This is a genomic window from Stenotrophomonas sp. NPDC077461, assembly GCF_049545475.1.
In the GTDB taxonomy this organism is placed as follows: Bacteria; Pseudomonadota; Gammaproteobacteria; order Xanthomonadales; family Xanthomonadaceae; genus Stenotrophomonas; species Stenotrophomonas nematodicola.
This window is the reverse complement of record NZ_JBMWDO010000001.1, coordinates 859,406-874,162: the sequence shown is the minus strand read 5'-3', so window position 1 is coordinate 874,162 and position 14,757 is coordinate 859,406. Positions and strand designations below refer to the sequence as shown.

At 68.3% G+C, this 14,757-nt stretch carries 13 protein-coding genes; 10 read left to right on the top strand and 3 right to left on the bottom strand.

The window, feature by feature from the left end:
• Positions 1-14 precede the first annotated feature (14 nt).
• Together infA and ACPEH8_RS04200 are read left to right on the top strand one after the other, a co-directional pair.
• Complete coding sequence (gene infA, locus ACPEH8_RS04205) at positions 15-233, top strand: translation initiation factor IF-1 (protein ID WP_005409596.1); 219 nt, start codon at positions 15-17, stop codon at positions 231-233.
• Positions 234-451: 218 nt separating this feature from the next.
• Positions 452-817, top strand: coding sequence for a hypothetical protein (locus tag ACPEH8_RS04200; protein ID WP_017354417.1), 366 nt, complete (start codon positions 452-454; stop codon positions 815-817).
• Between the two features lie 86 nt (positions 818-903).
• On the opposite strand, the gene clpA is transcribed toward ACPEH8_RS04200, so the two are convergent.
• The gene (clpA, locus tag ACPEH8_RS04195) at positions 904-3,186 is read right to left on the bottom strand and encodes an ATP-dependent Clp protease ATP-binding subunit ClpA (protein ID WP_017354418.1); all 2,283 of its coding nucleotides are present in this window, start codon (positions 3,184-3,186) and stop codon (positions 904-906) included.
• A gap of 129 nt (positions 3,187-3,315) precedes the next feature.
• Between clpA and ACPEH8_RS04190 the strand changes: the two genes are divergently transcribed.
• The gene (locus tag ACPEH8_RS04190) at positions 3,316-4,131 is read left to right on the top strand and encodes an aminoglycoside phosphotransferase family protein (RefSeq protein WP_423666158.1); all 816 of its coding nucleotides are present in this window, start codon (positions 3,316-3,318) and stop codon (positions 4,129-4,131) included.
• 15 nt (positions 4,132-4,146) lie between these two features.
• Here ACPEH8_RS04190 and clpS read toward each other — a convergent pair whose 3' ends face one another.
• Positions 4,147-4,479: an ATP-dependent Clp protease adapter ClpS gene (gene clpS / locus ACPEH8_RS04185; protein WP_017354420.1), complete on the bottom strand. Its 333-nt coding sequence runs from the start codon at positions 4,477-4,479 to the stop codon at positions 4,147-4,149.
• Positions 4,480-4,574: 95 nt separating this feature from the next.
• Here clpS and ACPEH8_RS04180 point away from each other — a divergent pair, with 95 nt between their 5' ends.
• The 6 genes from ACPEH8_RS04180 (at position 4,575) to ACPEH8_RS04155 (ending at position 8,932) form a co-directional block, all read left to right on the top strand.
• The gene (locus ACPEH8_RS04180; RefSeq protein ID WP_017354421.1) at positions 4,575-5,039 is read left to right on the top strand and encodes a hypothetical protein; all 465 of its coding nucleotides are present in this window, start codon (positions 4,575-4,577) and stop codon (positions 5,037-5,039) included.
• A 1-nt stretch (position 5,040) separates the two neighbouring features.
• Positions 5,041-5,502: an NUDIX hydrolase gene (locus tag ACPEH8_RS04175; RefSeq protein ID WP_017354422.1), complete on the top strand. Its 462-nt coding sequence runs from the start codon at positions 5,041-5,043 to the stop codon at positions 5,500-5,502.
• Positions 5,499-6,638 carry a tRNA 2-thiouridine(34) synthase MnmA gene (gene mnmA / locus ACPEH8_RS04170; protein WP_017354423.1) on the top strand — a complete coding sequence of 380 codons (1,140 nt, stop codon included), beginning with the start codon at positions 5,499-5,501 and terminating at the stop codon, positions 6,636-6,638. Before ACPEH8_RS04175 ends, mnmA begins: the two co-directional genes overlap by 4 nt.
• Positions 6,635-7,249, top strand: a complete 615-nt coding sequence (gene hflD, locus ACPEH8_RS04165; RefSeq protein ID WP_423666099.1) for a high frequency lysogenization protein HflD — start codon at positions 6,635-6,637, stop codon at positions 7,247-7,249. Before mnmA ends, hflD begins: the two co-directional genes overlap by 4 nt.
• Before the next feature lie 94 nt (positions 7,250-7,343).
• Positions 7,344-8,534, top strand: coding sequence for a methyl-accepting chemotaxis protein (locus tag ACPEH8_RS04160; protein WP_017354425.1), 1,191 nt, complete (start codon positions 7,344-7,346; stop codon positions 8,532-8,534).
• A gap of 104 nt (positions 8,535-8,638) precedes the next feature.
• A complete protein-coding gene (locus ACPEH8_RS04155) occupies positions 8,639-8,932 on the top strand; it encodes a hypothetical protein (RefSeq protein WP_423666097.1) in 294 nt (97 codons plus the stop codon).
• A gap of 741 nt (positions 8,933-9,673) precedes the next feature.
• On the opposite strand, the gene ACPEH8_RS04150 is transcribed toward ACPEH8_RS04155, so the two are convergent.
• Positions 9,674-12,466 (bottom strand): bifunctional diguanylate cyclase/phosphodiesterase, encoded by a 2,793-nt coding sequence (locus ACPEH8_RS04150; protein ID WP_136004104.1) that lies wholly within the window; start codon positions 12,464-12,466, stop codon positions 9,674-9,676.
• Between the two features lie 181 nt (positions 12,467-12,647).
• Between ACPEH8_RS04150 and ACPEH8_RS04145 the strand changes: the two genes are divergently transcribed.
• A complete protein-coding gene (locus ACPEH8_RS04145) occupies positions 12,648-14,756 on the top strand; it encodes a PAS domain S-box protein (protein WP_423666095.1) in 2,109 nt (702 codons plus the stop codon).
• The last annotated feature ends 1 nt before the right edge of the window (position 14,757 follow it).

Sequence of the window (14,757 nt, the reverse complement as noted above, 5' to 3'; positions counted from 1 at the left end):
CTGCACAGGACTACATGTCGAAAGACGACTCCATCGAGTTCGAAGGCACCGTCAGCGAGACGCTGCCGAACACCACTTTCCGCGTCCGCCTGGAAAATGGGCATGAAATCATCGCCCACATCTCCGGCCGCATGCGCAAGAACTACATCCGCATCCTGACGGGCGACCGTGTCAAGGTCGAAATGACGCCCTACGACCTGACCAAGGGTCGCATCACGTACCGCATGAAGTAAGCGGTTCGGGGCGGCTTCACTAAAGAAGCCCCGCCAGAAGGCCAGCCAGGAGCTGGCCTTTTTGCGTGGGCGCAATTCAGGCCGTCACCCCTGCCATGCGGCACCCTGACCGTACGCACCCTGACATCGGTCAGCCTGCCTTGCTGCAGATTCGCCCTGGCAGGAAACGGCCGAAGCTGGCAGCCGGTCCAGTCCGGACCGCCACCCCTGCCCCTGCCATGAAGACCCTGATCGCCACCTGCCTGCTCGCCCTTGCCGCCATCGCCCCGGCGCAGGCCGCCGAACCCGCCGCCGCGCCCGCGGACTGCATCACCCTGTCGGCCGACCAGCAACTGGTGCGCGCCGGCGCCAGCCGCAGCATCCTGCTGCGCAATGCCGACCAGCATTTCGTGGTGCACTTCCGCAACAGCTGCGACAGTGCCGCCATCTCCCCCACGCTTGTCTTCGAGACGCCCGGCCAGGAAGGCCAACTGTGCAGCGCCGCGGGCAGCGTGCTCAAGACCCGCACCCAGAGCTGCGAGATCGCCTCACTGGAGCCGATCTCGGCCGAGAGCTACGCCCGCAAGGCCCGCAACCGCCGCTGACGCGGGCTGGCGAAAAAGCAGAAGCCCCCGCAGAGCGGGGGCTTCGCTGTCCTCACCGACAGCCAACGGCCGTCGTCATGCCACTCTTACTCCACCGTGGCCGGCAGGCGCCGCTCCGGTTCGGCCTGGGTTTCGATGAACAGCTCGTCGTCGCGCACGTCGATGCTCACCTTGCCGCCGTTGATCAGCTTGCCAAACAGCAGCTCGTCGGCGAGCGGACGCTTGATCTTGTCCTGGATCACGCGTGCCATCGGGCGGGCACCCATCAGCGGATCGAAGCCGTGGTGGGCCAGCCAGTCGCGCGCGGTCGGCGTGGCCGACAGGCTGACGTGCTTCTCCTGCAGCAGCATCTCCAGCTCGATCAGGAACTTGTCCACCACACGCAGGATGTGCTCGAAGCCCAGCGGCTGGAACTGCACGACCGCATCCAGGCGGTTGCGGAACTCCGGCGTGAAGCTCTTGCGGATGACCTCCATCGCGTCGGTGGCGTGATCCTGGCGGGTGAAGCCGATCGAGCGCCGGGCGGCCTGGGCCGCGCCCGCGTTGGTGGTCATCACCAGCACCACGTTCTTGAAGTTGGCTTCGCGTCCGTTGGTATCGGTGAGCACGCCGCGATCCATGACCTGCAGCAGGATGTTGAAGATGTCCGGGTGAGCCTTCTCCACCTCGTCCAGCAGCAGCACGCAGTGGGGAGTCTTGACGATTTTTTCGGTGAGCAGGCCGCCCTGGTCGAAGCCGACATAGCCCGGAGGAGCGCCGATAAGGCGGCTGATCGAATGCGGCTCCATGTACTCGCTCATGTCAAAGCGCACCAGCTCGATGCCCAGCTGCAGCGCCAGCTGCTTGGTCACCTCGGTCTTGCCGACGCCGGTCGGGCCGGCAAACAGGAAGTTGCCGATCGGCTTTTCCGGATTGCCCAGGCCCGAACGGGCCAGCTTGATGGCCGAGGCCAGCGACTCGATGGCCGGGTCCTGCCCGAAAATCACCATCTTCAGGTTGCGCTCCAGGTGCTGCAGCACATCCTTGTCGGTAGCACTGACCTGCTTGGCCGGGATGCGCGCCATCTTGGCGATGATCGTCTCGATCTCCTCGATGTCGATCAGCTCCTTGCGCTGCCCCTCGGGCATCAGGCGCTGGCGGGCGCCGGCTTCGTCGATCACGTCGATGGCCTTGTCCGGCAGCAGCCGGTCGCCGATGTGCTTGACCGACAGGTCCACCGCCGCCTGCAGTGCATCGTCGGCGTAGGTCACGCCGTGGTGCGCCTCGTACTTGGGCTTGAGGCCCTGCAGGATCTCGTAGGTTTCACCGACGGTGGGCTCGACGATATCGATCTTCTGGAAGCGGCGCGCCAGGGCGCGATCCTTCTCGAAGATGCCGCGGTACTCCTGGAAGGTGGTCGAGCCGATGCAGCGCAGCTCGCCCGACGCCAGCGCCGGCTTGATCAGGTTGGAGGCATCCATCGTGCCGCCCGACGCCGAACCGGCACCGATGATGGTGTGGATCTCGTCGATGAACAGCACCGCGTTGGGCAGCTTCTTCATCGCGGTCAGCACGCCCTTCAGGCGCTTCTCGAAATCGCCGCGGTACTTGGTGCCGGCCACCAGCGCGCCCAGGTCGAGCGAGTAGATGACGGCATCGGCCAGCACGTCGGGCACCGAGCCTTCCACGATGCGCTTGGCCAGGCCTTCAGCGATCGCGGTCTTGCCCACGCCGGCCTCGCCCACGTAGAGCGGGTTGTTCTTGCGGCGGCGGCATAGGACCTGGATGGTGCGCTCGATCTCGTCGGCACGGCCGACCAGCGGGTCGATCTTGCCACTGCGGGCCTGCTCGTTGAGGTTGCTGGCGAACTCGGCCAGGGCATCGCCCTTGCTTTCGCCCTCGCCCCCTTCAGCCCGGCCCTCGCCATCCGCCGACGGCGGCACCTCGCCCTCCTCGCCCAGCTTGGCGATGCCGTGGGAGAGGTAGTTGACGATATCCAGCCGGGTGACGTCCTGCTGGTTGAGGTAGTAGACCGCGTGGGAGTCCTTCTCGCCGAAGATGGCGACCAGCACGTTGGCGCCGGTGACCTCCTTCTTGCCCGAGGACTGCACGTGGTACACCGCGCGTTGCAGCACGCGCTGGAAGCCAAGGGTAGGCTGGGTATCGCGCCCATCGTCTTCGGCCAGGCGCGAGACAGAGGCCTCGATGGCCTGCTCAAGCTCCTGGCGCAGGCGCTCGGCATCGGCGCCGCAGGCCTTGAGCACGGCCTGGGCGGAAGGATTGTCGAGCAGTGCCAAAAGCAGGTGTTCCACCGTCATGAACTCATGCCGGGCCTCACGGGCGCGCTTGTAGCACTGTCCGATGGTGTGTTCGAGGTCTTTACTGAACATGATCAACTCCGGCGGCAGTTGGGAACAATATGCGGCCAACCTTCACGATTTCCATCACCCTAGCGGATCGGTGCGTTCAGACGGCGTTAGCACTCCACCGATCGCCCTTCTCTGCCTGCGAGACCCATGATGCCCGAACTTCAGCTCACGAAATGGCAGCTTGCACGTGATGGCGACGTCATCACCACCCCGCATGCCCGCGTGTGGCCGGTCCGCCTCCCCGACGGAATGCCGGCAATGTTGAAAATGAGCACGTGTCCAGAGGAACAGAACGGCCACCGGCTGCTGCGCTGGTGGGACGGCGACGGTGCGGTACGGGTACTGGCATGGCAGGACGAGGCGCTCCTGATGGAGCGCGCCGTGCCCGGCACCTCGCTGAGGGAGATGGCCCGGCACGGGCAGGACGCGGCGGCAACGGCGCGCCTGTGCGACGTGCTGGCCCGGCTGCATCGCCCGCGCGGCGCACCGCCACCCGGGCTGGTGACACTGCAGGCCTGGTTCGCCGATCTGCTGGCGCCGACCCTGCCACTGTCGCCATTGCTGGAACAGTGCAGATCACTCGCGATCCATCTGCTGGCCAGCCAGTTCGAGCAACGGCCCCTGCATGGCGATCTGCACCATGACAATGTGCTGGATGGCGGTGCGCGCGGCTGGCTGGCGATCGACCCCAAACGGCTGCTGGGCGATCGCGCCTTCGACTACACCGTGCTGTTCTGCAACCCGGACCTGTGCGGGCCGGACATCCACGTGGCCACCCGGCCGGAGATATTCGACGCCCGGGTCAGCCAGGTCTGCGCCCTCGCCGGGATCGAGCGGCGCCGCCTGCTGGCCTGGATCGCTGCCAGCGCTGGCCTGTCGGCGGTATGGTTCCTGGCCGATGGCGACGACGCGGCGGTGGATCTGGCGGTCGCGGACCTGGCGCTGCAGCGGCTGGCGCAGGCCTGAGCACGGGCCGGTGGCTCAGGCGCCGGTCTTTTCCATCGTGCACAGCAGCGGATGCTGGTTCATGCGCGAGAATTCATTGACCTGGGCGACCTTGGACTCGGCCACCTCGCGGGTGAACACCCCGCATACCCCGCGACCCCGGGTATGGACGTGCAGCATCACCTGGGTGGCCTTGTCCAGGTCCATCGCGAAGAAATGCTGCAGTACCGTCACCACGAAATCCATCGGTGTGTAGTCGTCGTTCAACAGCATGACCTGGTAGAACGGCGGCGGTGCGACTTCCGGGCGCGCAGGCTCCAGCAGTACGCCGTGGTCGTGGTGGGGGTCGTGGGAAGGCTCTCGTGGCATCGGACCATTATAGGGCCCTGCCTGCAGGATTGGACGTTGCCCCCCGTGGCCCTTCACAATCTGCACCTTCCCACACCCGCTTTCACAGGACTTTCATGAAAAGGATTGCAGCCGCGCTGTTGCTGACCGCCGCCACCTTCGGTGCCCACGCAGCCGACCCCGACAAGGTTGTCGGCGCCACCCTGGATACGCTGGAGTACACCTACGAGGTTGACGAGGACGGCGACTACAAGCTGGTCTTCGATGTCGAGGACGGCCGCAGCCAGCTGGTCTACGTGCGCTCGGCGGTCGAGGAGTTCGGCAGCCACAAGATCCGCGAGATCTGGTCGCCGGGCTACACCTCTCCGGGCAAGCAGTTCCCGGCCGCCGTGGCCAACCGCCTGCTCGAGGATTCCCAGGACGCCAAGCTGGGCGGCTGGGTCAAGCAGGGCGAGCTCGCCATGTTCGTGGTCAAGGTCGACGCCAACGCCTCCTCCGATGCCTTGAGCGACGCCATCGACGCGGCGATCCGCACCGCCGATGCGATGGAAAAAGAGCTCACCAAGAAGGACGACTACTGAGGTGACTGCCGTGCCGGTCCCCCGCTGGGCGCCCCACGTCACCGTGGCCACGATCGTGGTCCGCGACGGGCACCTGCTGCTGGTGGAAGAGCGGATCGACGGGCGGGCCGTGCTCAACCAGCCCGCCGGCCACCTGGAGCCCGGCGAGTCGCTGGCCGAGGCGGCGGTCCGCGAGACCCTGGAGGAGACCGGCTGGCAGGTACACCTGACCCACTTCGTCGGGGCCTACCAGTGGACCGCGCCGGATGGCACGCCGTTCGTGCGGTTCGCCTTCGCCGCCGAGCCCCTCGCCCATGACCCGGCCCGTGCGCTGGACACCGGCATCGAGCGTGCCCTGTGGCTGTCCCCGGACGCGCTGCGCGCCGACCCGGCGCGGCTGCGCAGCCCACTGGTGTGGGAGGTCGTGGCCGACTACCTCGGCGGACAGCGCCATCCGCTGTCGCTCGTGAAGGTGACCGCATGAGCGCACCGCGGATCATGGTCGGGGTCTCCGGCGGCGTGGATTCGTCCGTGGCCGCGTGGCGGCTGGTGCAGCAGGGCGAGCCGGTGGCCGGCCTGTTCATGCAGAACTGGGCCGACGACGGCAGCGGCGACTGCCGCGCCGAGGACGACCGCCGCGATGCGGTGGCCGTCTGCGGCCTGCTCGGCATCCCGTTCCACTTCCGCGACTTCTCCAGCGAGTACTGGCAGGGCGTGTTCGAGCACTTCCTCGCCGAGTACGCGGCCGGACGTACCCCCAACCCGGACGTGCTGTGCAACCGCGAGGTGAAGTTCAAGCACTTCCTGGACGCGGCACGCGAACTGGGCGCCGAGCGCATCGCCACCGGGCACTACGCGCGGATTGCCCGGCAGGGCGGACGCTGGGCGCTGCTGCGCGGCGCCGACCGCAGCAAGGACCAGAGCTACTTCCTGCACCAGCTGGGACAGGAACAGCTGGCCGCCACGCTGTTCCCGATCGGCGACCTGCAGAAGAACGACCTGCGCCGGATCGCCCGCGACGCGCGCCTGCCCACGCACGCCAAGAAGGACTCCACCGGGATCTGCTTCATCGGCGAGCGCGACTTCCGCGAGTTCCTGGGCCGCTATCTGCCCGCCCGCACGGGCGAGATCCGCGACCCGGACGGCGTGGTCATCGCCGAGCATCCCGGCGTCTTCTATTTCACCCTGGGCCAGCGCGAAGGCCTGAACATCGGCGGCGTGCGCGGCCGCCCGGCCGCGCCGTGGTATGTGGTCGGCAAGGATGTGGCCAGCAATGTGCTGTATGTGGACCAGGACCGCGACAGCCCGTGGCAGCAGTCCACCCGCCTGCACTCGGAGGTGGCGCACTGGATTGCCGGCGCCCCGCCCGCCCGCCGGTTCGACTGCACCGCGCAGACCCGCTACCGCCAGCCGGACGAGCCGTGCACGGTGCAGGTGCGCGACGACGGCACCGTGGAGGTGCGTTTCGTGCGCCCGCAGCGCGCCGTCACCCCCGGTCAATCACTGGTGTTGTATGACGATGAGGTCTGCCTGGGTGGCGCGGTGATTGCCGCCACCGACGCGCCGCTGGAGCAGCGCCTGCGCACCACCCCTTCTCCTTTCGAGGTATCTGCTGCATGAGTTTTTCCATCGACGACCGCGTTCTCGCACTGGCCGGCATTGCCCAGGCCCTGCAGCAGGTGCGCCGCATCGCCGAAACCGGCCACTCCGAAGCGGCTGTGGTCCGCACGGCGGTGGACAGCGTGTTCCGCATTGATGCCGACAGTCCCCAGGATATCTACGGGAGCGCGGCCAACGTCGCTCCCGGCCTGCGCCTGCTGCACAACTACCTGCGCAGCCAGGGCCAGGACGAGATGCTGCCCCGACTGGCGCTGGCGGTGCTGCAGCTGGAACGCCGGTTCGTGCGTGAGCACGAGGTGGTCGAGAAGGTCAGCGCCGGCATCGAACGCGCCCAGGCCCAGGCCGTGTCGCTGGGCGACAGCGCCCACCCGGATGTGCTGGCCACGCTGGGCGGGGTGTATGCCGACACCATCAGCAACCTGAAACCACGGGTGATGGTCCAGGGCAATCCGCACTACCTCGGCCAGGCCGGCGTGGTGGCGGAGATCCGCGCACTGCTGCTGGCGGCCGTGCGATCGGCGGTCCTGTGGCGCCAGACCGGCGGCCAGTACTGGGACTTCCTGTTCTCGCGCAAGGCGATGATCGAGGCGGTGGACCGGCAGCTGCGCTGAGGACAGCGCAGTCACATCGATGAATGTGCGTGTGACGGCTAAAGCAAACGGGGGTACGGCCGATACATTCTCCGTGCACTTCCCGAGAACGTCCATGTACTCACGCATCTTCATTCGTCTGGCCGCCCCCCTGGTCCTGACCCTTCTGCTTCCTTTCGCCATCGGCTTCGAGTGGCCGGCCGCCCTGCGTTGGGCGATCCTGACCACGATGACGCTCAGCTGGCTTGGCTTTGCCTGGTGGACCACGCGGGCGCAGACCCAACGGTCGCCGGAACACGCCCGCATCCTGCGCGAGCAGGATCAACTGCTGACCGAGCTGCGCTCGTTCGTGGCCAACGAGGTCGAAGGCTCGCGCGGCGAAGTCGAGCGCGCCCGCGATCTGATCCGCCACGCCGTCAGCGGCCTGGGTGGCAGCTTCGATGCGATGAACCGCAAGTCCCGCCAGCAGAGCCAGGCACTGGCCCGCATCGTCGACCGCGCCGGTGAAGACGGTGGCGCCGGCGTCGACGTGGCCCGTTTCGCCCAGCACGCCAGCCACCGCATGGAACAACTGGTGGAAGCGCTGGAGCAGGTCAGCGGCCAGAGCAGCAACACCGTGCAGCACATCGACCAGATGGCGCAGCACCTGGACGGCATCTTTGCCCTGCTGGAAGACGTCAAGTCGATTGCCGACCAGACCAATCTGCTGGCACTCAATGCCGCCATCGAAGCCGCCCGTGCCGGTGAAGCCGGTCGCGGCTTCGCGGTGGTCGCCGACGAGGTGCGCAACCTCTCTGAACGGTCCACCACCTTCAACGAGCAGATCCGCAAGCTGGCGCACAGCTCCAAGGACGCCATCGCCAAGGTGCGCGAGACGGTCTCGCACATGGCCTCGCGCGACATGGACCGGTCCCGCGAAGCCCGCCATGAAGCGGCGCAGATGCTGGACAACGTGGCCCAGATCAATGCCTCGCTCGGCGACGGCATGCGCGAGATCTCCGAGTGCGGCCGTGCCATCGACAGCAGCGTGGCAGAGGCCGTCCGCGCCCTGCAGTTCGAGGACATCGCGACCCAGGCGCTGGGCGGCGTGCACACCCACCTGGACCGCCTGACCGCGATCAACCGGGAGGCGGTGGCCCTGCAGGAACTGCTGCACCGTAACGGCGGCGTGTTCGACGAGGAAGTCGTCACTGCCCTGCAGCGCACCGGCAGCCGCCTGCGCGAAATGCGCAGCGAGTGGGAGCGCCCGCCGCACAAGGCGGTGGCCCAGCAGAGCATGGCCGCCGGCGCGGTCGAACTGTTCTGATCGACATGTCGCGTGCCGGCCCCCATACCGGCACCTGCAACGGCCCCGGCATCCCCGGGGCCGTTGCGCTTGCATCACCCGCCCACGTTGCAGATGATCGTCCGATGCTGTTGAACGCCTCCGTAGCTGCCGTCGCGTCCCTCCCCACCACCGATCCCGGCCCGGTGGCGCAGCCCCTCACGGGCGGCGACCCGCGCCCTGCCCCGGCAGCGCCCTCGCCGCCGCAGGGCCGCGCCCTGATCGCCTGTCTGGAACAGCTGGCGCAGCGGGAGCTGGCCCAACTGGCCACCCGCTCCATGCCCGGACCGGCCGCACTGCCACATGCCCTCGACCCGGCACATGCCAGCCTGGCCTGGGACCTCGGCCTGACCGGCGACGCACTCGACGCCACCCGCTGAACCGTACCGCCGGGCGCGGGGCTGTTTTCGTGCACGACGCGCAGGATGCTCCTGGTGCCGTACCAGGACCGCTCACGCCATCAACTACCCGCCTGAAGCGGCGGGCGCTGCATATCGGGGACTGGGTGCGGAGGCGGGGTTCGGCACCGGTCTCGACGGCCCCCACCAGGCCATTGCCCATCTCGGCCAAGTCCAGATCGACACGCTGTCCGTGGTCCAGCGGGCACACCCCCACGTGCTGAGGAACCGGGTGCCCGAGGACGATCCGTCCGGTCCGAGCCGCCTGGTCGGCGACAGGATGATCGTCGAGTACGGTTCCACGCTGCGCCCATGCGCGACGACCGTTGCGCGCTGCCACGGCGCGCCATGCGCGATGTTGTCCGTGAGCGGCTTGAAGCCTGCATCGTCCAGCGGCTGCAGGGGACCGGCGATCTGGACGTCCACGTGGACGCGGCTGCCGCAAAGCGCACGCCGGCCCTCCCCGGGCGCGTCACGATCCTCCCGCGGTTGGACAACCGGATCATCCATCGCGAACGTCTGAGCGCGCTGTTCGGCTTCGACTACCGGATCGCGCGCATACCCCGGCGAACAGACGCAGGTTGGGCTGCTTCTGCCTGCCGGTTCTGCATGGCGAGGGTCGGGTGGCGCGCATCGACTGCAACGCGCACCGCCGCGAAGAGCGCAGCGCCTGCGGCGTCGAAACGGACGGCAGACGCCTGCGGCGCGCCGTGTTGCCGGCGATCAGGTTACTGCGTGCGCCGCTGGCTGCAGGCGCTCGCGCGGGGCGATCTGCGCTCCGCCCTGCTTGAGCCATTGGGCCAGGTCGCGCGGTGTGAGCGGACGGGAATACAGGTACCCCTGGATTTCGTCGCACCCTTGGCGGCGCAGCATGGCTTCTTCCTGCTCGGTTTCCACGCCTTCGGCCACGACCTTCATGCCCAGCGCGTGGCCCAGGTGCACGATGGCCTGGGTGACCTCGGCGGTGCCGGCGTCGTGCAGCATGCCCTGCACAAAGCTGCGGTCGATCTTCAGGCGGCCGACCGGGAACCGGTTGAGGTAGTGCAGGTTGGAGAAGCCGGTACCGAAGTCATCCACGGCCAACGGTACGCCGTGGCGCTCCAGCACGTCGAAGCAATGGCGCAGCAGGTCGGTGTCGCGGATCAGCGCCGATTCGGTCAGTTCCAGCTCCAGCCGCTGCGGTGGCCAGCCGTGGGCATGGCAGATGTCGATCACGCGCTCGGCAAACCCGCGATCACGCAGCTGCACCGCCGAAACGTTCACCGCCACGCGATCAAATTGCAGCCCGGCCTGGTCCCACGCCGCTGCCTGACGACAGGCTTCGGCAAGGACCCAATCGCCGATCCGTACGATTTCCCCGCACTTCTCGGCGATGGGGATGAACTCGGCCGGACTGCAGTAACCAATACCGGGACGATGCCAGCGCAACAGCGCTTCGATCGCCGGCGGTGCGCCGTGGTCGGCGTGCAGCAGCGGCTGATAGGCCAGGCTGAACTCCTCCCGCTCGATCGCCCCCAGCAGGGCATGTTCGATCTCCAGCTTGCGCTGGATCCGCAGCAGCGCGTCCTGGCTGTAGTACTGATACGTATTGCGCCCCGCCTCCTTGGCCGCATACATCGCCGCGTCGGCTGCGCGCAGCAGCGAATCGAAATCGCAGCGTCCGTCGTCGAGCATCGCGATGCCCACGCTGGCGCCCACCTTCAAGGTGGTCTCGCCACGGTGCAGCGGTTCGGCCAGCGAAGCGATCAGCTTGCGTGCGACATGGCCGGCGTCTTCCGGGTCGGCAAGGTCGCGCAGCACCACGATGAACTCGTCGCCACTGAAGCGCCCGAACAGATCGCTGTTGCGCAGGTTCTGGTGCAGGCGCGCGGCGGCCGCCTTGAGCAGCGCATCCCCGGTGGCATGGCCGAAGGTGTCGTTGATGGTCTTGAAACCGTCCAGGTCAATGAACAGCATCGCCAGCGGCGCGTCGCGATCGCGGGCCTCTTCGATCGCATCGGCCGTCTGCTCGCGCAGCAGCATGCGGTTGGGCAGGCCGGTCAGCAGGTCGTAGTGGGCCAGCAGCTCGATGCGCTCGTTGGCCTCGCGCTCGCGGGTGATGTCACGGAACAACACGACAAAGCGCGTCGGCAGGCCGTCGCGGTGGTCAAGCTCGATCAGCACCTGTACCCAGATGCGCAGTCCGGACTGGCGGTAGAAACACAGGTCCAGCTGCTCGGGCAGGCCGCCACCGGCGATGCGCTCCAGCGCCGCCTCGAAGGCGTCGCGCGAATCCTGGGTGTACAGCGCCAGGGCCTGGTCGAGGCTGATCGGCTCCTTGCGCAGGCCGTGGATGCGATAGCACTCCTCGGTCCACTGCATGCTGCGCGTGGCCACCTCGATCTCGCAGCCACCGATGCGTCCCAGGGCCGAGACGCGGTTGAGCAGTTCGGTGCGCCAGCGGATCAGCGCGTCGGTCTGATGCTGCTCGGTGATGTTCTGGACCTGGCCCAGCAGGCGCTGCATGCGCCCGTCCGGCCCGACCAGGGGCTGCATCCAGACCCGCAGGTGCAGCGCGCCCTCCCGCGGCCGGGGCAGTTCCAGTTCCAGCGTGGTGGCACGTCCATCACGCCACATGCGCCGCCAGGCGCTGCGCAGCTGGCCGCGCGAGCGTGGCTCGAGCCGGCGCAGCCAGTGGCGGCCAACCGGCATGGGATCGTCGCCCTCGCCCACCAGCGCGCGGAACTCCGGCGACCACCAGAACTGGCGCGCCTCGGGGTCCCAGGACCAGCTGCCCATGCTGGCGATGCGCTGCGCTTCGCGCAGGTGCACCTGCTGTTCGCGCAGCTGGGTTTCCATCTGCTTCTGGGCCTGGATGTCGGTGTGGGTGCCCACCATCCGCAGCGGCTGGCCGTCGGCCGTACGGCTGACCACACGGCCACGGTCGAGCATCCAGCGCCAGTCGCCATCCGGGTGGCGGACGCGGAACTGCGCGCTGTAGACAGCGCCCTCGCCACGCAGATGCGCGTCCAGCGCGGTGCGGACATGCGCCTGGTCATCCGGGTGCACGTGGTCGAGCAGCGCGCCGGCGGCGTCGCCGCGGCCCTGCTCGTCATCCATCGGCCCGCCGTCCCACCGCCGCGAGCGGGTCACCGTGTCGCTGGGCAGGTCCCAGTCCCACAGCCCATGTCCGGCATGCTCCAGGGCCAGCTCCCAGCGACTGCCCGCATAGGCGGCCACCGGCTCGGGCACGCTCAGGGTGAAGGCCAGCAGCTGCCCGTCGGCATCGTGGACCGCGCGCATCCAGCCGTCGAACCGGCCGCGTGGCCCGCCGGGAAGCTGGCACGGCACCAGGCCACCGTCGGCAGCGAGCAGCCGCAGGTCTTCCAGTACCTCGCCGTACGCGGCCAGGGTTGCCGGCAGGCCGTGCTCGCGCGCGGCCGGATTGGCCGCCAGTGGGCGACCGGCACGGTCGAGGATGACCAGTGCCGAGGCCAACGGGTGCTGCAGCAGACTGGCGATGATCCCTTGGTCCACGCGGTATGACTCCGAAAACGCACCCGACAACCGGGAACGCAATCGTTAGCGGCGGGTTTGGCCGATTATTGAGTGCCCCCCCGCATAGGGACCCGCCCGAGGCGTCCTCACCCCCTCACCTCAAAGCCCTCCGCACCCTCTAAGATGGTTGCCGCCCTCGCCACCGTCTCCCGCCGTGCCCATGCCTGTCGACGCCTCCGGCCACTCACCGTCGCCCCCGCCCGAACGCCCGCTTGCGCGCGATCTGCGCCGCGACCGCTGGCGGGTGGTGGGGCTGTATCTGGTGCTGGCGCTGGTGTGGATCCTGTGCAGCGACGCGGCAGTACAGGTGCTCGCCGGGGACATGCATACCGCCGCCCGCTGGCAGACCTTCAAGGGTGCCTTCTTCGTGATCGCCAGCGCCGCGCTGATCTACCTGCTGCTGCGCCCGCTTGCCCAGCACGTGCTGCATACCCACGCGCTGCTGGAAGGCTCGGAAGCCCGCCATCGCCAGATGTTCGAGGGCAACCCGGGGCCGATCCTGGTGTACGACCTGGCCACACTGGCGATCCTGGATGTAAACCCGGCCGCGTGCAGTCTGTTCGGCTGGTCGCGTGACGAGTTCATGGCGCTGCCGGTGAATGCGTTGTGGCCGCCCGGCCAGGATGCCGCACTGACGGACAAGCTGGCCCAGATCCGCGACCAGCCCGAGCAGTTGTGCGTGATCACCGCCGACCTGCGGCTGAAGGATGGCAGCCACCGGCGCATGGAGATGCGCAGCAGTGCGATTGACTACGACGGCCACCAGGCCCGGCTGCTGATCGCCATCGACCGCACCCGCGAGGACCAGGCGCTGCAACGCCGCGACCAGGCCCTCGCCCGCGTCGAAGAGGCGCACGAGATGGCCCGCATCGGCGCGTGGGAGCTGGACCCGGCCAGTGGCCAGGGCCGCTACTCCAACCAGGTCTATCGGCTGCTGGGCCGCCGCCCGCCGGAGGCACGGCGCTGGCACCGCTTCGAGGAACTGCTGGTTCCTGCCGATCCGGCCACTGCGGCGCTGAGCGAGCAGCTGCTGGTCGACATGACCTCCGGCGAGCCGGTGCAGATCGACGTGCTGCTGCCCCTGCTGGCGATGGATGGCCGCGCCCTGATGGTGCATCTGCGCGCGCAGAGCGGCCTGGACGACGCCGGCCGGCCACGGGTACTGGGCACTCTGCAGGATGTGACCGAGCGCGAGCAGTCGCGTCGCCTGCTGCGCGAACGCGAGGAACAGTTCCGTGAGCTGGTGCGGGTGCTGCCGGACGGCGTGGTGATCCTCTCCGACGAACACGTGCTCTACGCCAACGCGTGTGCCGCAGCACAGTTCGGCTATGCCAACCACACCCTGCTCGGCGAACCGCTGGCGGTGCTGGTGGCCAGCGCCGATCTGGCGCGGGTACGGGCCCAGCTGTTCGCGCCCATTCCGGTGCCATCGACCGGCGCCGGCGAAGTGATCGGCATGCGCCGACTGGATGGCCAGCATTTCCAGGCCGGCCTGGCCGTCGGCGATGTGCGATATGGCGGTCGGAACTGCAAACTGCTGATCGTGCGCGACCTGAGCGAACCCGAACGCATCCGCGCGGCGCTGGAAACCAGCAACCGCGAGCTGCAGGCGATGGCGGGCCGATTGTTCTCGCTGCAGGAAGACGAGCGCCGGGCCATCTCGCGCGACCTGCACGATGACATCGGACAGGCAATCACCGCGATGAAACTGTCTGCCTACGCGGCGCAGGACGAGGCCGACCCGCTGCGCCGGGACGAAGACCTGGTGCAGATCATCCAGCTGGCCGACACCACGGTGGCAAAGCTGCGCGACCTCTCCACCCTGCTGCGCCCACCGCAACTGGACGCGCTCGGGCTGGAGGCGGCCCTGCGCTGGCAGGCCGGGGTACTGTTCCGATCGGCGGCCATCGACCTGTTGCCGGACATCCAGTCGCTGCCCCGCCGCCCGGCCGGCGACATCGAACAGGCCTGCTTCCGCATCGCCCAGGAGAGCCTGACCAACGTGCTGCGCCACGCGCGCGCCAGCCAGGTCAGCCTGCAGCTGCGCGACGTGGACGACCACGGCCTGCACCTGCAGATCCGCGACGACGGTGAAGGCTTTGACCCGGACGGCCCGCGCGGGCTGGGCCTGATTGTGATGCGCGAACGTGCGCAGAGCGTCGGCGGCACCCTGAAAATCGAGTCGGCGCACGGCGCCGGCACCCTGATCGACCTGTACCTGCCCTACCGCGCCACCGGCGTGAGGGCCGCTGAACTCCTGGAACACTGAG